Below are 16,442 nucleotides of genomic sequence, written 5' to 3'. Positions count from 1 at the left end.
GTTCAATGAGCGCAGCGCATGCGGGCGAGCCGGCGTGGCGGCCGCGCCACAGGCGGCGGCCGCTCAGAAATGAGAAAACGAGCCGGCGCCAAGGGAGAGACGCCGTCCGGCCTGCTCGATCACGACCTCGGCGCCGTCGACCAGCGCTCCGATGTCCGCGACCGCAACGCCGGCCGCAGCCGCCTCCGCCTCGAAAGCTTCGGCGTCCGATGGCTCGATCGCGACCAGAAGCTCGTAATCGTCGCCGCCGGTCAGGGCGGAGACCAGCGCGTCCGGGTCGGCGTTCACCGCGCGACGCACAGCGCGCGACAGGGGGATCTGGCTGGCGTCGATCAGCGCCCCGGCGCGCGAGGCGGCGGCCAGCTTGCGGGCGTCGCCAGCCAGCCCGTCGGACACGTCCATGGCGGCCGTGGCGTAGGCCGATACGACGTCCGCCAGCGCGAGCCGGGGTTCGGGAAGCAGGTAGCGGTCGAGCAGCCATTCGCGCTCGTCGCGACGGAGATCCCAGTCGATCGTCAGACGCTCGTCCTGCCTCAGCCGGAGCCCCAGAGCGGCGTCGCCGATCGTGCCGGTGACGTAGAGCCGCTGGCCGGGGGCCGCTCCATGGCGGCGCGGCACGTGGCCCTCGCGGGCATGGCCGAGCGCGGTGACTGAGACCCAGAGCGGCCCCGGCGTGCGCACTGTGTCGCCGCCGAGCAGGCTTATCCCGTATTCCTCCTGGTCGAGGCCGAGCCCCTCCACGAAGCCTTCGAGCCAGTCGACCGTCCAGTCGCGCGGAAGCGCGAGCGTCACGAGATAGCCCGCCGGCCGGGCGCCCTTGGCGGCGAGATCGGAGAGGTTTACGCGCAGCGCCTTGCGGGCGATCGCATCCGGCGGGTCGTCGGGGAAGAAGTGCACGCCGGCGACGATCGCGTCGGTCGTCACGACGAGTTCACGCCCGTCGATCTGCGGCACGGTCGCGGCGTCGTCCATCAGCCGCGCGGCGCCGGGAGCGGTCGCGAGCGGCCTGAAGAAGCGCGCGATCAGCTCGTCCTCGCCGGGCCTCCGCGGGCTCACGCCAGCGCCGGCCGGCCGTAGACGTCGTCAGCGCGCTTCTCGAACGCCTCGGCATAGCGCCTGAAAACGCGGTCGAAAACGGAGCCGACGAGCAGCGAGAGCGCGCGGCTCCTGAGCTCCCACTCGATGAAGAACTGCACCTCGCAGCCGTTTTCGAGCGGCTTGAAGGTCCAGCGGTTTTCGAGATGGCTGAAGGGGCCGTCGAGATATTCGACGAGGATCCTGTTCGCCTCGCGGTCGAGCGTGACGCGGCTCGAGAAGGTTTCGCGGAAGATCTTGTAGGCGACCGTCATGTCCGCGACGAGGATCGGGCGGGCGTCGCGCTCCTCGCGCCGACGCACCCTCAACGCCTCGCAGAGCGGCAGGAAAAGCGGATATTTCTCGACGTCCGCGACGAGGGCGAACATTTCATCGGCGGAATGCGGCACGCGACGGGTGGTGCGGAAGCTCGGCATAGGGCTCCGGACGAGCGGAAACGGGCGGTGAAATATAGCGAAGCGGCGGGTTGAGGCGAATCCGACTGCCTCAGACGGTCGCGCGTGCTTAGACTTGGCCTGCGGCCCTCCTCAGCATGAGGACCGTTTCGCTTGACGTTTTTGCCGCCGCGCTCCTCATGCTGAGGAGCGATCCTGAAGGATCGCGTCTCGAAGCACGCACGACTGTCTGAGCGTCTAGACGCTCAGGCCGCCGGAACGTAGGTGTCCGGCCGCGCGGGCGTGATCGCCACCGACTCGCCGCAGCCGCAGGCGGAGGTCTGGTTGGGATTGCTGAAGGTGAAGCGCTGCGTGAGCTTCTCGGTCACGAAATCCATCTCCGTGCCGAGCAGATAGAGCACCGCCTTCGGGTCGATCAGCACGGTGACGCCCTTGTCCTCGATCACCTCGTCGAGCGGGCCGGCTTCGGCCGCGTAATCAAGGGTGTATTCCATGCCGGCGCAGCCGCCGGTCTTCACGCCGATCCGCAGGCCCGCGAGCGGCGTTTCGGATTTCTCGACGACGGCGCGCACGCGCGCGGCGGCGCGGTCGGTGAGCGTCATGACCTTGGGACGGGGGCGGGCTGACATCGATCGGCTCCTGGAAAGCGCGAACTCAAGATAATGCCCGGGCGCAAAAATTGCGAGCGGCGCGCGCGTCCTCAGTAGGTCGCCCAGAGCCCCGGCGATGCGATCTCCACGAGATTGCCGTCGGGATCGCGGAAGTAGAGGCTGACGCCGCCGCGCGGCCAATCCACACGGCCTTCGATTACGATCCCCTGCGCAGTCAGCCGCTCGATCCAGTCGTCGATCGCGTCGGCTGGAGCGCCGAACGCAAAATGCGCAGGCCCGGAGGAATCATGGCCGGGTATGAAGCCGCTGTTCGGGACTTCCTTGCCGTCGGCGGAGGCGCCGCGCAGGAAGACGAGGAAGACGCTGCGCCCGCCGACGTCGTAGGCGACCATCGACGGATCGGCGAACAGCCGGGATAGGCTAAACAGTCCCTCGTAGAACGAAGCGGCCCGGTCGAGATCGTCGGCATACACCGCGGTCTCGATGACGCCTGTCAGAACTGGCGTCACCACGACCCTTGTCACCACATATCGAGGGCGACGCGGGCCTCGTCGGACATGCGGCTCTGATCCCATGGGGGATCGAACACCATGTTCACGATCACGCGCTGCACGCCCGGCGCGGCGCCGACCGCGTTCTCCACCCAACCCGGCATCTCGCCCGCGACCGGACAACCCGGCGCGGTCAGCGTCATGTCGATGGTGACGTCGCGATCGTCGGAGATGTCGATCTTGTAGACGAGCCCGAGCTCGTAGATGTCGACCGGGATTTCCGGGTCGTAGACGGTCTTCAGCGCGCCGACGATGTCGTCGGTCAGCCGGTCGAGCTCCTCCGGCGGGATCGCGGATGCGGTCTCCGGCTGGGCGGCCGTCGCTGCGTCGCTCATGGTCGAGCCTTTCTCAAGCGAACAGGTCTCGCGCCTTGGTCAGCGCCTCGGCGAGACGATCGATCTCGTCGACCGTGTTGTAAAGGGCGAAGGACGCCCGGCAGGTCGACGTCACGCCGAGCCGCTTCAGCAGCGGTTGAGCGCAGTGCGTGCCGGCGCGCACGGCGACGGCGGAGCGGTCCAGCACGGTCGCGACATCATGAGCATGCGCGCCCTTGAGGTTGAACGCCACAATGGCGCCCTTCCCCGGCGCCCGGCCATAGATCTCCAGCGCGTTGACTGCGCCAAGCCGCTCATGCGCGTAGGCGCTCAAGCTGGCTTCGTGGGCGGCGATCGCGTCGAGACCGACGGCGCGCATGTAGTCGAGCCCGGCCCCGAGCCCGATCGCCTGCACGATCGGCGGCGTGCCGGCCTCAAAACGGTGCGGCGGCTCGCCATAGGTGACGTTGTCTTCGCTCACGTCGCGGATCATCTCGCCGCCGCCGTGGAACGGAGCGAGCTTCTCCAGCCGCTCGCGCTTGCCGTAAAGCGCGCCGATCCCGGTCGGTCCGTAGACCTTGTGCCCGGTCAGGACGTAGTAGTCGCAGTCGATGTCGCGAACATCGGGCGCGAGATGAACCGCGCCCTGGCTGCCGTCGACCAGCACCGGCACGCCGCGCTCATGCGCGATGCGGCAGACCTCCTTCACCGGCACGACAGTGCCGAGCACGTTCGACATATGCGTGACGGCGACGAACTTGGTGCGCTCGGTCAGAGCCGCTTCGAAGGCGTCGATGTCGAACGAGCCGTCCTCGCGCACCTGCACCCACTTCAGCACCGCGCCCTTGCGCTCGCGCAGGAAGTGCCAGGGCACGACGTTGGAGTGGTGCTCCATGATCGTGAGGACGATCTCGTCGCCCTCCTCGATCCCGGACAAGCCGACGCCGTTCGCGACGAGATTGATCGCCGAGGTCGCCGAACTCGTGAAGATGATCTCGTCGGTTGAGCCCGCGTTCAGGAACGCGCGGACGCTCTCGCGCGCGCCTTCGAAAGCCTCGGTCGCGGCGTTCGCAAGATAGTGCAAGCCGCGGTGAACGTTGGAATATTCGTTCTCGTAGGCGAAGCGCATCCGGTCCAGAACCTGGACCGGTTTCTGCGCGGATGCGCCGTTATCGAGATAAACGAGCTGTTTGCCGTGGATCTGCAGCGACAGCGCGGGGAAGTCGGCGCGCAGGCGCTCGACGTCATAGGTCGGCACCACTGGCGCGAGGGATTCAGCGAGGGACATGTCTTTGATCTAAAGGCTCGGGGCGCGAACGCAAGGCCGAGCGGGCAAGTGCGATGCCAGGGCCGCCCTCGTCATCCCGGACGGCCGTAGGCGACCCGGGATCGTCATCAGGAAGAAGCGCTCGATCCAGCACGCGATCCCGGCTCTCGCTTCGCTCGACCGGGATGACGCTTCACGTCAGTCCCGCGCCACCAGCCAGCGCTCCGACCGCGCGACGAGCGCCTCGCGAAGCGGTTCGATCTCGATCGACTCGAGCACCTCGCCGACGAAGGCCTGCACGAGCAGGGCTTCGGCCTCGACCTTCGGAAGGCCCCGCGACATCAGGTAGAACAGCAGCTCGTCGTCAAGCGCGCCGACTGTCGCGCCATGGCCGCAGACCACGTCGTCGGCGAAGATCTCGAGCTCGGGCTTGGCGTCGGCCTCGGCGCCTTCGGAGAGCAGCAGAGCCTTGGCCATCATCTTGCCGTCGGTCTTCTGGGCGCCCGGCCTCACGACGATCTTGCCCTGGAACACCGAGCGCGCCTCGCCGTCGAGCGCGGTCTTGAACGTCTCGCGGCTCGTGCAGCCGACGGCGTCGTGCTCGACGACCAGCGTCGTGTCGAGGTGGCGACGCGCTCCGGCGAAGCCCGCGCCCGTCAGGTCGGCGGTGGCCTTCGCGCCCTTGAAGCCGAGATAGATCTGCTGGCGGGAGGCCGCCGCGCCTGCCGTCAGCGCAACAGTCTTCAGCTCGGCGCGCGCGCCGAGCGTCGCCGCGAGCGTCGCGAGATGCAGCGTGCCGAAGCCTTCGTCCTGCAGCTTGATCAGCGTCGCCTTGGAATCGTCGCCAAGCGTCAGCCCGACGGTGCTGTTGACCTGATGGCCGCCGGAATCGCCGGAGAAGCTTTCAATCAGGGTCGCTTCCGCGCCCTCCCCGATCGTCACAAGCACGCGGCCGTAGGCCGCGTGACCCGGGCCGGTCTGGACGTTGGCGATGTGGATCGGCCTGGCGACCTTGGTACCGGCGGCGACCGTGATCGTCACGCCGCTCGTCACGAAGGCCGTGTTGAGCGCGACCGCGGCGTCGCCCTGGGGCGCGCCAGCGAGCGTCAGCGCGGCCCGCGCATCGGATTGCAGCGCATGGGCGAACGGCGTGATCGTCACGCCCTGGGGAGCGTCGATCGCCGAAAGAAGCTCAGCGAAAGCGCCGTTGACGAACACCAGCCGGAGCGCGTCGACCTCTTGGAGCGGCAGCAGGCTCCTCGCGGCGGAGACGTCGGCTTCGGTCGCGCCTTCCGCGATCGGCTGCGCCTCGCGCATCAGCGCACGGAGGTCGGTGTACTTCCATTCCTCGACGCGCCGGTTCGGCAGACCGCGCGCGACGACGCCCGAAAACGCCTCCTCGCGGATCGCGCGCGCGGCCTCGCCGCCGGCTTGCGCGGAGCGGGCGCGCTCGAAAGCGTCGATCAGGCCGGTCTCGGCGGCGGTGCGTATGGGGCGGACTTCCGCGTTCATCGCGTGGTCGGTCCTCAAGCGGCTTCGTCGGAGATGTAGTCCGCGTATCCGCGGGCTTCGAGCTCGTGGGCGAGCTCCGGCCCGCCGGTGCGCACGATGCGGCCCTTCGACATCACGTGGACGACGTCGGGACGGATGTGGTCGAGCAGGCGCTGATAATGCGTGATGACGACGAAGCTGCGGTCCTGCGCGCGGAGCGCGTTGACGCCCTCGGCGACCACCTTCAGCGCGTCGATGTCCAGGCCGCTGTCGGTCTCGTCGAGCACGCAGAGCTTCGGCTCGAGCAGCGCCATCTGCAGGACTTCGTTGCGCTTCTTCTCGCCGCCGGAAAAGCCGACGTTGAGACCGCGCTTGAGCATGTCCGTCGAGATGCCGAGGCCGTCGGCCTTTTCGCGCACCAGCTTGATGAAGGCCGGCGTCGGCAGCTCCGCCTCGCCGCGGGCGCGGCGCTGGGCGTTCAGCGCGGTCTTCAGGAAGGTCATCGTGGCGACGCCGGGGATCTCCAGCGGGTACTGGAAGGCGAGGAACAGGCCCGCAGCCGCCCGCTCGTCCGGCTCCAGCGCGAACAGGTCCTGCCCGTCGAGCGACGCCGAGCCCGCCGTGACTTCGTAGTCGTCCTTGCCCGCGAGCACATAGCTCAGCGTCGACTTGCCCGAGCCGTTCGGACCCATGATCGCATGGACCTCGCCCGCTTTCACGTCGAGGGTGAGCCCGCGAAGGATCTCCTTGTCCTCGATGGAGGCGTGCAGGTTCTGGATGGAGAGCATTTCTTCCCGTTTCCCATTATCGTCATCCCGGACGCTGGCGAAGCCTGCGAGCCGGGATCGTCCTCCGAAAAGGACGCCATATCCTGCGTACGATCCCGGATCGACCTGATGGTCGGCCGGGATGACGCGCTATCGATTATCCCACGCTGCCTTCGAGCGAGATCGAAATCAGCTTCTGCGCCTCGACCGCGAACTCCATCGGCAGCTGCTGCAGCACGTCCTTGACGAAGCCGTTGACGATGAGCGCCACCGCCTCCTCCTCAGACAGCCCGCGCTGCTGGCAGTAGAACTTCTGGTCGTCCGAGATCTTCGACGTCGTGGCCTCGTGCTCGAATACCGCCGTCGAGGTCTTGGCCTCGAGATAAGGCACGGTGTGCGCGCCGCATTCCTCGCCGATCAGCAGGCTGTCGCAATTGGTGAAGTTCCGCGCGTTGGTCGCCTTGCGGTGCGCGGAGACCAGCCCGCGATAAGTGTTCTGCGAGCGGCCGGCCGAGATGCCCTTGGAGATGATCTTCGAGGTCGTGTTCTTGCCGAGGTGGATCATCTTGGTGCCCGAGTCGACCTGCTGGCGGCCGTTCGAGATCGCGATCGAATAGAACTCGCCGCGGCTGTTGTCGCCGCGCAGGATGCAGCTCGGATATTTCCAGGTGATCGCCGAGCCGGTTTCGACCTGCGTCCACGAGATCTTCGCGTTCTTGCCGCGGCAATCGCCACGCTTGGTCACGAAGTTGTAGATGCCGCCCTTGCCGTCGGCATCGCCGGGATACCAATTTTGGACGGTGGAGTATTTGATCTCGGCGTCGTCGAGCGCGACGAGCTCGACGACCGCCGCGTGCAGCTGGTTCTCGTCACGCATCGGCGCGGTGCAGCCTTCGAGGTAGCTCACATAGGAGCCCTCGTCGGCGATGATCAGCGTGCGCTCGAACTGGCCGGTGTTCCGCTCGTTGATGCGGAAGTAGGTCGACAGCTCCATCGGGCAGCGGACGCCCTTCGGGATGTAGACGAACGACCCGTCGGAGAAGACCGCCGAGTTCAGCGTCGCAAAGAAATTGTCGGAGGCCGGGACCACCGAGCCCAGGTACTTCTTGACCAGCTCCGGGTGCTCGCGGATCGCCTCGGAGATCGGGCAGAAGATCACGCCGGCCTGACGCAGCTCCTTCTGGAAGGTGGTCGCGACCGAGACAGAGTCGAAAACGGCGTCGACGGCGACGCGACGCTCCTGCACCCCGGCGAGCAATTCCTGCTCCACCAGCGGGATGCCGAGCTTGGCGTAGGTCTTCAGCAGCTCGGGATCGACGTCGTCGAGCGTCTTCGGACCCGCCGTGCCTTTCGGGGCCGAGTAGTAATAGAGCTCTTCATAGGGGATCGGCGGATAGTCGACGCGCGCCCAGTTCGGCTCGGTCATCGTCCGCCAGCGGCGATAGGCGTCGAGGCGCCACTCGAGCATCCACTCCGGCTCGCCCTTCTTGGCCGAGATGAAGCGCACCGTGTCCTCCGACAGCCCCTGCTCGGCGCGGTCGGATTCGATGTCGGTGACGAAGCCGTATTTGTACTGGTCGACGTCGATCTCGCGGACGCGGGCGACCGTCTCCTGAACTGCCGGCATTCTCTTTTTGCTCCTCGGCCGCGGGCGGTCTCGCGACTTTCGTTAGAAGGCTTCTAGCAGGGCGGGCGTCTCATAGAAACGCCTTGTCGCCGCGTTTTACGCGACCGACGCCGGACGAGTCTGGTTCGCGCGCCGCGCGATCTCCGCCCATGCATCGAGGAAGCGCGAAGCGTCCTCGCTGGTCGATGTCCAGCCGAAGCTGATCCGCAGCATCCCTGTCGACAGATCGTGATCGACGCCCATTGCGTCAAGCACCGGCGACGCCTTGGTTTTGCCCGAAGAACAGGCCGATCCCGCGGAAACGGCGATCCCGGCGAGATCGAGAGCGATCATCGCGGTGGACGATGCGATTCCGGGCGCGGCGAAGCACGACGTGTTGGGGAGCCGGGGCGCGCCGGCCCCGAAGATGGTGACGGGGCCGAGACGGGCCAGTCCAGCCTCGAACTCGTCGCGGATTTCGGCCAGCTTTGCGAAAGCGTCGAGCCCAGCGAGCGCTTCCGTCGCCGCGACGCCAAGGCCTGCGACGCCGGCCGCATTCTCCGTGCCGCCGCGCCATCCCTTCTCCTGCCCGCCGCCCCGCACCACCGCTTCCGCGACATGCAGGCCCTCATGCGCGCGCACCAGCGCGCCGACGCCCGCCGGGCCGCCGAACTTGTGAGCCGCGAGCGCGAGGAAGTCGCAGCCGAGCGCCCCGATTCCGACGGGGATCTTGCCCACCGCCTGCACGGCGTCGACATGAACCAGCCCGCCATGCGCCTTCACGATCCGGGCGGCCTCTGCCACCGGCTGGATCACTCCGGTCTCATTGTTCGCGGCCATCAGCGCCAAAATCGAGCGCTCCTCCGGCTTCGCCGTCGCATGGGACGACAAAGCGCGATCGAGCGCCGAGAGGTCGATAACGCCGTTGTGATCCACCGGGATGGTCTCCACGGCCTCGCGAGGAAAGCGCGCGCCGGCGGCGACCGCGGGATGCTCGACCGCCGACACGAACAGGCGCGTCACGGGCCGCGGGTCGCGCGGGTCGCGGATCGTCGGGGTGAGCGCGAGATTGGAAGCCTCGGTGCCGCCGCTCGTGAAGGTGACGCAGGCTGTGTCGGCGCCGACGAGATTTGCGACCTCGCGGCGGGCGTCTTCAATGACGCGCCGTTTCGCCCGCCCCTCCGCGTGGATCGACGACGGGTTGCCGGTCAGCGCCAGCACGTCGGCCATGCGCGCGACGACGGACGGCCGCACGACTGTGGTGGCGTTGTGATCGAGATAGAGACGGGTTGCGGCCATGGCTGCTCTGCGCTCCCTCAAGCGCCGCGCCGTGAACCTTGCCTTGCCACGGCCCTTCCGTGCTAGAGACGTCCGATTGACGGCGCAAGGCGGCCGGCCTTCAAAGGGCCAAAGTCCGCGCGCGACCGCCGCGCATCGCGGCGAGCACTCAAGGATCTGGAATGCCCGAGGTTATCTTCAGCGGCCCCGCCGGCAGGCTCGAGGGCCGTTACCATCCGGCGAAGACGCGGCGCGCGCCGATCGCGCTCATCCTGCACCCCCACCCGCAATTCGGGGGCACGATGAACAACCAGATCGTCTACAATCTCTACTACGCCTTCCTGAACCGGGGGTTCTCCGTCCTTCGCTTCAACTTCCGCGGCGTCGGCCGTAGCCAGGGCGCGTTCGACCACGGCTCGGGCGAGCTCTCGGACGCCGCCTCCGCGCTCGACTGGGCGCAGAGCCTGAACCCGGACGCGCGCGCCTGCTGGATCGCCGGCGTCTCCTTCGGCGCGTGGATCGGCATGCAGCTTCTGATGCGCCGTCCCGAGGTCGAGGGCTTCATTTCGATCGCCCCGCCCGCGAACCGCTTCGACTTCTCGTTCCTCGCGCCCTGCCCGTCCTCCGGCCTGTTCGTCCATGGCGACCAGGACCGAGTCGCGCCGATGAAGGACGTCCAGATTCTTATCGAGAAGCTGAAGACGCAGCGCGGCATCGTCATCGATCAGGCGGTGATCCCCGGCGCGAACCACTTCTTCGAAAACCGCGTCGACGAGCTTCTGGTCGAGGTGAACACCTATCTCGACAAGCGGCTCGGGCCGGTCGCGGAAAAGACGGCTCCGGCGGCGCAGTTGCCCGCGCCGGACGGCGAGGACGCGGCTTAATGAACCCCGAGGTCAACGAGCCCACCTGCCGTTAGGGACTGCAATGGGCATCGCGCGTTTCTGGAAAAAGGCCGGGCCTCCCAGACCTCAGCCGACGAGCGAGCAGATCGCCGTGATGCGGCGTGTCGCAGAGATGATGGCGAAGCGCGTCAGCATCCTGCGAAGCGACTGGAAGGTGGTTGCGCCTTTCGTCGCGGCGATAGCCGACGGGGACAATCCGTCCTCTCTCGAGACGCTGGCGTACATCGCCGATCTTGCGATCTACGCGCGCGAGAAAGAGGCCGAGACGGCGGCATTGGTCGCCGTTACAGATGGATGGCAGCCAATCGAAAGCGCTCCCGCGGATACGGCGCTGGTCGTCTGCGGTTTTTTGAACGATGCTGAGTTCATCGCCGCGGAAGCCTACAAATCTGCCGGAACCTGGTTCGCTGCTTGGGACCGTGAGCCGGGACTCGATTTCGAGCCGGTTTATTGGCTTTCCTCGCCGCCTCGCCCGAAGTCGTAAGGGCTCAGGGTAGCGCCAATACCCCGCCGGTCATCGGCCGGGGCGCGCCAGTCGTGCCGGGATAGGTCAACGGCAACCCCCTGAAGCTGCGCACGGCCAGCACCGCAAAGGCCTGCGCCTCCAGCGCGTCGGCGGACAGGCCGACATCGTCCGCGGTCCTGATGTCAGCGCCCAGCCTCTCGCGCAGCATTCCCATCAAGGTCGGATTGCGCGCGCCGCCGCCGGCAACGATCCATGTCGCGGGCGGCTTCGGCAGTCGAGCTCCAGCCGCTGCGACGGAGGCCGCCGTGAACGCCGCAAGCGTCGCCAGCGCGTCGGCAAGCGGCAGGCCTTCCGTTGGCGAGGCGTCGAAATCGTTGCGGTCGAGCGACTTTGGCGGCGCCTTTTCGAAATACGGATGAGCCATCAGTGTCGCGACGACGGCCTCGTCGACGCGGCCGGACGCCGCGATCGCGCCGTCGCGGTCGAAGGCCTCGCCTGTCTCGCGGAACAGGCGGTCGTCCATCAGGGCGTTTGCCGGCCCGGTATCAAACGCAACCAAGGCTCCGTCTTCGCCGATAAAGGTGACATTGCCGACGCCACCGAGATTGAGCACCGCGAGCGGCCGCTTCAGATCGAGATCGCGCGTCAGCACGGGATGAATGGTCGGCGCCAGCGGCGCGCCCTGCCCGCCTGCGGCGACATCCGCCGCACGGAAATCGTAGACGACCGGCAGGCCGAGCCGGCGCGCCAGCGCGGCGCCGTCGCCGATCTGCACGGTAAGCCTTTGATCCGGACGGTGAAGCACGGTCTGGCCGTGGAAGCCGACGATCTCCGCATCTCCGCCATGCGCGCTCACAAAGGCTTCGACGGCTTCAGCGTGCGCGCGGGTGACGATGTCTTCCGCCTCGACCAGCGCGCCCGGCCGCTCGCGCCGCTCGCCGACCGCGACGGCGTCGGAGAGCGCCCTCGCCAGCACCGCGCGCTCCTCCGGCCGGTAGGCGCGATAGAAGCTCGGTCCGAACCGCTCGATCCGCTCGCCGTCAGTCTCGACTAGCGCGACGTCGACGCCATCGAACGACGTGCCGCTCATCAGCCCGATCGCGCGCATGGGAAAGCTCTCCGAATCCAACTTCGAAGTGACTTTGCACCGAAAACATGGAATCCGGACGCCCCGATCAAAGACGCAAGCATCCGATGACCGCCTACAAATCCGATTTCCTGCGTCTCCTCGAAGAGCGCGGCCAGATCCATCAGGCGTCCGACGCCGCGGCGCTGGATGCGCTCGCCCTCGACGGGCCGATCACGGCCTATATCGGCTACGACCTGACCGCGCCGAGCCTGCATGTCGGGCACATGGCGAACATCATGATGCTGCGCAGGCTCCAGCAGACCGGGCACAAGCCGATCGTGCTGATGGGCGGCGGCACGACCAAGGTCGGAGACCCCTCCTTCCGCAACGAGCAGCGTCCGCTGCTCGACGACGCGCAGATCGCTGCGAACAAGGAGACGATCAAATCAGTCTTCACGCAGTTCATGACCTTCGGCGAGGCCGAAACGGACGCGATCATGGTCGACAACGCGGAGTGGCTCGACAGGCTCGAATACGTTCCGTTCCTGCGCGAGATCGGCCGGCACTTTTCGGTCAATCGCATGCTGTCCTTCGACAGCGTGAAGTCGCGGCTTGAGCAGGAGCAGCCGTTCTCTTTCCTCGAATTCAACTACATGATCCTGCAGGCCTACGACTTCCTGGAGCTGAGCCGCCGCTACGGTTGCCGGCTTCAGATGGGCGGTTCGGACCAGTGGGGGAACATCGTCAACGGCATCGAGCTCGGCCGCCGCGTCGACGGCGCGGGGCTGTTCGCCCTCACCTGCCCGCTGATCACCACCTCCTCCGGCGCCAAGATGGGCAAGACCGCCGGAGGCGCGGTGTGGCTCAACGCGGACATGGCCTCCCCATACGTGTTTTGGCAGTACTGGCGGAACACCGAGGACGACGACGTCGTCCGCTTCCTGAAGCTGTTTACGGACCTTCCCGTCGCCGAGATTGAACGTCTGGGCGCGCTCGGCGGCGCCGAGATCAACGAGGCGAAAAAGGTCCTGGCGACCGAAGCAACCGCCATCGTCCACGGCCGCGCCGCGGCGGAAGAGGCTGAGGCGACCGCCCGCACCACATTCGAGGAAGGCGCGCTCAGTCAGTCGCTGCCGACCGTCGCGATCGACGCTTCGGCGCTCGTGGCGGGGCTCGGCGTGCTGAGCGCCTTTTCCGAGATCGCGGGCCTCGTCGCCTCGAACGGCGAAGCCCGCCGCCAGGTGAAGGGCGGGGGCCTGAGGCTCAACGACAAGCCGGTCACCGACGAACGCGCGGTTCTGACCGAGGCCGACCTGACGCCGGAGGGCGTCATCAAGCTCTCGCTCGGCCGCAAGAAGCACGTCCTGCTGCGCCCGCGTGGGTGAAAGGGCGCCGGACGCGCGACCTCAGGGTAGACCGTCGCCGGTGTACTTCAGGAACCGCGGACGCTCGCGGAGCCGCTCGAGATATGCGGAGATCGCCGGGTAGTCCGGCCGGGTGATCGGCGTCGCGAGCCAGCGGTTGACGACAAGGCCCAGCACGACGTCCGCGAGAGTGAAGGTCGCGCCGGTGACGAACGCACCCGTCTCGGCGAGCCGCTTTTCCAGAACGCCCATCTGCGCGTTCCAGCCGTCGGCGCCCTCACGGATTTTCTGTTTGTCCTGGAAGGCCGGGTCGCGCCGGACAAGAGCGAAGAACACGTATCGCCAGGACGCGTTCAGCTCAGTCGCCTGCCAGTCCATCCACTGCTCGACGCCGGCGCGCTCCCTGGGAGACGCGGGAAGCAGATCGGTCCGGCCGTGCTTGGCGGCCAGATAGCGGCAGATCGTGTTGGATTCCCAGAGAACGCCCGCCTCATCCTCGATGACGGGGATCAGCCCGTGCGGGTTTTTCGCCAGGAACTCCGGGTCCGCAGTCGAGGCGAAACCCCTCCCCCAATCCTCGCGATCATAGGCGAGGCCGATCTCGTCGCAGGTCCAGAGGACTTTGCGGACATTGATCGAGGACATCCTGCCCAAGATTCTGAGATCTGCGTCCATCGGTATCTCCTCGTCCTGATCGGCACCCCGCAAGCGGGCTGGCGACGGTTGGACAACGGAGCAGCGCTTACCCGCAAGAGGAAAAGCCCGCCGCGGTCGCCCCGGCGGGCTTTTTCGCATCGTCCTGAAGACGACGATCAGAGGCGGAAGCGGATCTGGTCGGTCCAGAAGCGCTCGAGGCGGACCAGTGCGACGTTGAGCGTCTTGAAGTCGTCTGCCGAGACGCCGCCGACCTGCTCGATCGTGCGGATGTGCTTGGCGTAGAGGCTCTCGACGATGTCGTGGATCTCGCGGCCCTTGTCGGTGAGGCTGATGCGCACCGAGCGGCGGTCCATCCGCGAGCGCTGGTGATGGAGGTAACCCATCTCCACCAGCTTCTTGAGGTTGTAGGAGACGTTGGAGCCGAGATAGTAGCCGCGGGTCCGGAGCTCGCCGGCGGTCAGCTCGGCGTCGCCGACGTTGTACAGAAGAAGCGCCTGGACGCTGTTGATGTCCGACCGGCCGCGGCGGTCGAACTCGTCCTTGATCACGTCGAGCAGGCGACGGTGAAGCCGCTCCACCAGCGTGAGAGCTTCAAGATAAAGCGGCCTGACTTCGCCCTGGCGAGGATCGGCGGCGGCAGTGTCGGCCTGACGAGCAACGTTCTTCATGACGGACGCCTTCCTGTATTCTCAATCATCTTGGGGCGTCGTCCCTGTCCCGCGCCCCTTTGATCTCGAATATGCGCCTGTCCCGTGAAAATGCGCTTAAATGACGTGATGAAATTTGTCTTTATTTTGTAGACTTAATCAATCCTTGCTTCGGCTCATCAACAAGGTCTTACCGGAACAACTGTAAATCGATTTTCGTTTTTATTATCTATTCCTGAATCCTGTGGCGACGAATTGTTCACCAGATCCATCAGTCGAGCTCGAGCCGGGCCTTCACCGACAAGACGATGTAGACGCCCATGGCCGCGAAGGCCGCGATCGTGAGGGCCACGGTGGCGGTGGACGACGATCCGTCGAGCGCCACGGCCGCGATCTGGCCGATCGCGGCGAGCAGCCAGATTGCCACGCCCCAGGCCGCGCCGAGCCACAGTCCGACCGCCGCGACAGGGTCCGCCACGGCGAAGAAGGCGCAGGTGACGAGCCGGGCCGTCGAGACGCCAGCCATCGGGTCGGGCGAGCCGCCCGAGAGCAGCAACGCCGCCCAGTAGGCGAGGCCCTTCACGAACTGCAGCACCGCAAGGCCGCGCAGGAAGACGAACAGCCGCCAGTTCCACGGTTTGCCCGCGGGATCCGTCATGCGGGAATCGGCGAGCGATATGCCGGGCAGACCCGCAGTTTCGTTCTCGCCCGCCATCGCCTCACGCTCTCTGATCACTCGGCCACTGTTTCCGGTTCGCGCGCGTGGCGCAAACCGGCCCCGTCGCTTTAAGGGGATGTCTGCGTGATCCCTGCGGTGTTATGCACAGCGCCGAAACGCGTCCGACATCGCCGGCAGCCCGGCGCCGGGAGACCAGACTCATGCGTCAGACCCGCGATCCGAACGGCCCCATTGCCGACGGCGCCCTCGACCTGCCCCGGCGCCTGCGCCGCAACCGCCGCGCCGACTGGTCGCGCCGCCTCGTCCGCGAGAACGAGCTCAGCGTCAACGACCTGATCTGGCCGATCTTCGTGATCGAGGGCGAGAACGTCCGGGAGCCCGTTCAGGCGATGCCCGGCGTCGAGCGCCTCACCGTCGACCTTGCGGCCCGCGCGGCCGAGGAGGCGGCGTCGCTCGGCATCCCCGCGATCGCGCTGTTTCCTTTCACCGCGCCGGAACTGCGCGATCCTACCGGCTCGGAGGCGCTCAACTCCGACAACCTCGTCTGTCGCGCGCTCAAAGCGATGAAGGCCGCCGCGCCAGACGTCGGTCTGATCACCGACGTCGCGCTCGATCCCTTCACCAGCCACGGCCATGACGGGCTGATGGACGGCGAGCGCATCCTGAACGACGCCACCGTAGCGGTCCTGGTCCGTCAGGCGCTGACGCAGGCCGAGGCCGGCGCCGACGTGATCGCGCCCTCCGACATGATGGACGGCCGTGTTGGCGCGATCCGCGCAGGGCTCGACGATGCGGGCCTCTCCCACGTCCAGATCATGTCTTATGCGGCGAAATACGCCTCCGCCTTCTACGGCCCGTTCCGCGACGCGATCGGCACCAGGAAGGCGCTCATCGGCGACAAGAAGACCTATCAGATGGATCCCGCGAACGGCGACGAGGCGCTGCGCGAGGCGGAGCTCGACGTCGCCGAGGGCGCGGACATGCTGATGGTGAAGCCCGGCCTGCCCTATCTCGACATCGTCTGGCGGCTGAAGGAACGCTTCGGCATGCCGACCTACGCGTATCAGGTGTCGGGCGAGTACTCGATGATCTGCGCCGCTGCGGACAATGGCTGGATCGACGGCGAGCTCGCGATGGTGGAGAGCCTGATGGCCTTCAAGCGCGCTGGCGCCGACGGCGTGCTCACCTATTTCGCGCCGGCGGTCGCCAAGCGATTGAAGGCGGGCTGACCCTTCCCGCTCTGGAACGAAAAAGGCCGCCCTCTCCGGAGGCCTTTTGTT

18 protein-coding genes are annotated in these 16,442 nt (G+C 67.0%); 4 read left to right on the top strand and 14 right to left on the bottom strand.

Annotation, left to right across the window (positions count from 1 at the left end; genetic code table 11):
* Window positions 1-63 precede the first annotated feature (63 nt).
* The 10 genes from thiL to EYR15_RS04435 all read right to left on the bottom strand — a co-directional run bounded on the left by thiL (window position 64) and on the right by EYR15_RS04435 (window position 9,396).
* Window positions 64-1,056: a thiamine-phosphate kinase gene (gene thiL, locus EYR15_RS04480; protein WP_131001714.1), complete on the bottom strand. Its 993-nt coding sequence runs from the start codon at window positions 1,054-1,056 to the stop codon at window positions 64-66.
* Window positions 1,053-1,511 (bottom strand): type II toxin-antitoxin system RatA family toxin, encoded by a 459-nt coding sequence (locus EYR15_RS04475; RefSeq protein ID WP_131001713.1) that lies wholly within the window; start codon window positions 1,509-1,511, stop codon window positions 1,053-1,055. The genes thiL and EYR15_RS04475 overlap by 4 nt, the downstream gene beginning before the upstream one ends.
* A gap of 224 nt (window positions 1,512-1,735) precedes the next feature.
* Window positions 1,736-2,119 carry a HesB/IscA family protein gene (locus EYR15_RS04470; protein WP_205741585.1) on the bottom strand — a complete coding sequence of 128 codons (384 nt, stop codon included), beginning with the start codon at window positions 2,117-2,119 and terminating at the stop codon, window positions 1,736-1,738.
* Window positions 2,120-2,190: 71 nt separating this feature from the next.
* Complete coding sequence (locus tag EYR15_RS04465; RefSeq protein WP_245498143.1) at window positions 2,191-2,610, bottom strand: VOC family protein; 420 nt, start codon at window positions 2,608-2,610, stop codon at window positions 2,191-2,193.
* An 11-nt stretch (window positions 2,611-2,621) separates the two neighbouring features.
* The gene (locus tag EYR15_RS04460; RefSeq protein ID WP_131001711.1) at window positions 2,622-2,987 is read right to left on the bottom strand and encodes an SUF system Fe-S cluster assembly protein; all 366 of its coding nucleotides are present in this window, start codon (window positions 2,985-2,987) and stop codon (window positions 2,622-2,624) included.
* A 13-nt stretch (window positions 2,988-3,000) separates the two neighbouring features.
* On the bottom strand, window positions 3,001-4,254 hold the full coding sequence (locus EYR15_RS04455) for a cysteine desulfurase (protein ID WP_131001710.1): 1,254 nt from the start codon (window positions 4,252-4,254) through the stop codon (window positions 3,001-3,003).
* Between the two features lie 177 nt (window positions 4,255-4,431).
* On the bottom strand, window positions 4,432-5,745 hold the full coding sequence (gene sufD, locus EYR15_RS04450) for a Fe-S cluster assembly protein SufD (protein WP_131001709.1): 1,314 nt from the start codon (window positions 5,743-5,745) through the stop codon (window positions 4,432-4,434).
* A 14-nt stretch (window positions 5,746-5,759) separates the two neighbouring features.
* A complete protein-coding gene (gene sufC / locus EYR15_RS04445) occupies window positions 5,760-6,512 on the bottom strand; it encodes a Fe-S cluster assembly ATPase SufC (protein WP_131001708.1) in 753 nt (250 codons plus the stop codon).
* Between the two features lie 136 nt (window positions 6,513-6,648).
* Window positions 6,649-8,118, bottom strand: coding sequence for a Fe-S cluster assembly protein SufB (sufB, locus tag EYR15_RS04440; protein WP_131001707.1), 1,470 nt, complete (start codon window positions 8,116-8,118; stop codon window positions 6,649-6,651).
* Window positions 8,119-8,214: 96 nt separating this feature from the next.
* Complete coding sequence (locus tag EYR15_RS04435; RefSeq protein ID WP_131001706.1) at window positions 8,215-9,396, bottom strand: cysteine desulfurase family protein; 1,182 nt, start codon at window positions 9,394-9,396, stop codon at window positions 8,215-8,217.
* Window positions 9,397-9,557: 161 nt separating this feature from the next.
* Between EYR15_RS04435 and EYR15_RS04430 the strand changes: the two genes are divergently transcribed.
* Both EYR15_RS04430 and EYR15_RS04425 read left to right on the top strand, forming a co-directional pair.
* Window positions 9,558-10,259: an alpha/beta hydrolase gene (locus EYR15_RS04430; RefSeq protein ID WP_131001705.1), complete on the top strand. Its 702-nt coding sequence runs from the start codon at window positions 9,558-9,560 to the stop codon at window positions 10,257-10,259.
* Between the two features lie 136 nt (window positions 10,260-10,395).
* A complete protein-coding gene (locus tag EYR15_RS04425; RefSeq protein ID WP_131001704.1) occupies window positions 10,396-10,764 on the top strand; it encodes a hypothetical protein in 369 nt (122 codons plus the stop codon).
* Between the two features lie 4 nt (window positions 10,765-10,768).
* Here the strand turns inward: EYR15_RS04425 and EYR15_RS04420 are convergent, their stop codons facing one another.
* Window positions 10,769-11,854, bottom strand: coding sequence for an anhydro-N-acetylmuramic acid kinase (locus EYR15_RS04420; protein WP_131001703.1), 1,086 nt, complete (start codon window positions 11,852-11,854; stop codon window positions 10,769-10,771).
* 86 nt (window positions 11,855-11,940) lie between these two features.
* Here EYR15_RS04420 and tyrS point away from each other — a divergent pair, with 86 nt between their 5' ends.
* Entirely contained in the window at window positions 11,941-13,200 is a 1,260-nt protein-coding gene (tyrS, locus tag EYR15_RS04415; protein WP_131001702.1) for a tyrosine--tRNA ligase, read from the top strand.
* A 21-nt stretch (window positions 13,201-13,221) separates the two neighbouring features.
* Here the strand turns inward: tyrS and EYR15_RS04410 are convergent, their stop codons facing one another.
* From EYR15_RS04410 to EYR15_RS04400, 3 genes are all read right to left on the bottom strand, one after another.
* A complete protein-coding gene (locus tag EYR15_RS04410; protein WP_131001701.1) occupies window positions 13,222-13,854 on the bottom strand; it encodes a glutathione S-transferase family protein in 633 nt (210 codons plus the stop codon).
* Window positions 13,855-13,991: 137 nt separating this feature from the next.
* Window positions 13,992-14,504 (bottom strand): transcriptional regulator LdtR, encoded by a 513-nt coding sequence (gene ldtR, locus EYR15_RS04405; protein ID WP_131001700.1) that lies wholly within the window; start codon window positions 14,502-14,504, stop codon window positions 13,992-13,994.
* Between the two features lie 250 nt (window positions 14,505-14,754).
* Entirely contained in the window at window positions 14,755-15,198 is a 444-nt protein-coding gene (locus EYR15_RS04400; protein WP_131001699.1) for a DUF6163 family protein, read from the bottom strand.
* 164 nt (window positions 15,199-15,362) lie between these two features.
* Between EYR15_RS04400 and hemB the strand changes: the two genes are divergently transcribed.
* Window positions 15,363-16,391 (top strand): porphobilinogen synthase, encoded by a 1,029-nt coding sequence (hemB, locus tag EYR15_RS04395; RefSeq protein ID WP_131001698.1) that lies wholly within the window; start codon window positions 15,363-15,365, stop codon window positions 16,389-16,391.
* Window positions 16,392-16,442 lie beyond the last annotated feature (51 nt).

Source organism: Hansschlegelia quercus (assembly GCF_004310425.1).
GTDB lineage: Bacteria > Pseudomonadota > Alphaproteobacteria > Rhizobiales > Methylopilaceae > Methylopila > Methylopila quercus.
This window is presented reverse-complemented; position numbering and strand designations above follow the sequence as displayed.

What these genes read in the sequence shown, in the direction of transcription:
- EYR15_RS04475 (WP_131001713.1), bottom strand. Translation starts at nt 1,511, where the DNA reads ATGCCGAGCTTCCGCACCACCCGTCGCGTGCCGCATTCCGCCGATGAA.
- EYR15_RS04470 (WP_205741585.1), bottom strand. Translation starts at nt 2,119, where the DNA reads ATGTCAGCCCGCCCCCGTCCCAAGGTCATGACGCTCACCGACCGCGCC.
- EYR15_RS04460 (WP_131001711.1), bottom strand. Translation starts at nt 2,987, where the DNA reads ATGAGCGACGCAGCGACGGCCGCCCAGCCGGAGACCGCATCCGCGATC.
- EYR15_RS04455 (WP_131001710.1), bottom strand. Translation starts at nt 4,254, where the DNA reads ATGTCCCTCGCTGAATCCCTCGCGCCAGTGGTGCCGACCTATGACGTC.
- sufD (WP_131001709.1), bottom strand. Translation starts at nt 5,745, where the DNA reads ATGAACGCGGAAGTCCGCCCCATACGCACCGCCGCCGAGACCGGCCTG.
- sufC (WP_131001708.1), bottom strand. Translation starts at nt 6,512, where the DNA reads ATGCTCTCCATCCAGAACCTGCACGCCTCCATCGAGGACAAGGAGATC.
- sufB (WP_131001707.1), bottom strand. Translation starts at nt 8,118, where the DNA reads ATGCCGGCAGTTCAGGAGACGGTCGCCCGCGTCCGCGAGATCGACGTC.
- EYR15_RS04435 (WP_131001706.1), bottom strand. Translation starts at nt 9,396, where the DNA reads ATGGCCGCAACCCGTCTCTATCTCGATCACAACGCCACCACAGTCGTG.
- EYR15_RS04430 (WP_131001705.1), top strand. Translation starts at nt 9,558, where the DNA reads ATGCCCGAGGTTATCTTCAGCGGCCCCGCCGGCAGGCTCGAGGGCCGT.
- EYR15_RS04425 (WP_131001704.1), top strand. Translation starts at nt 10,396, where the DNA reads ATGGCGAAGCGCGTCAGCATCCTGCGAAGCGACTGGAAGGTGGTTGCG.
- EYR15_RS04420 (WP_131001703.1), bottom strand. Translation starts at nt 11,854, where the DNA reads ATGCGCGCGATCGGGCTGATGAGCGGCACGTCGTTCGATGGCGTCGAC.
- tyrS (WP_131001702.1), top strand. Translation starts at nt 11,941, where the DNA reads ATGACCGCCTACAAATCCGATTTCCTGCGTCTCCTCGAAGAGCGCGGC.
- EYR15_RS04410 (WP_131001701.1), bottom strand. Translation starts at nt 13,854, where the DNA reads ATGGACGCAGATCTCAGAATCTTGGGCAGGATGTCCTCGATCAATGTC.
- ldtR (WP_131001700.1), bottom strand. Translation starts at nt 14,504, where the DNA reads ATGAAGAACGTTGCTCGTCAGGCCGACACTGCCGCCGCCGATCCTCGC.
- EYR15_RS04400 (WP_131001699.1), bottom strand. Translation starts at nt 15,198, where the DNA reads ATGGCGGGCGAGAACGAAACTGCGGGTCTGCCCGGCATATCGCTCGCC.
- hemB (WP_131001698.1), top strand. Translation starts at nt 15,363, where the DNA reads ATGCGTCAGACCCGCGATCCGAACGGCCCCATTGCCGACGGCGCCCTC.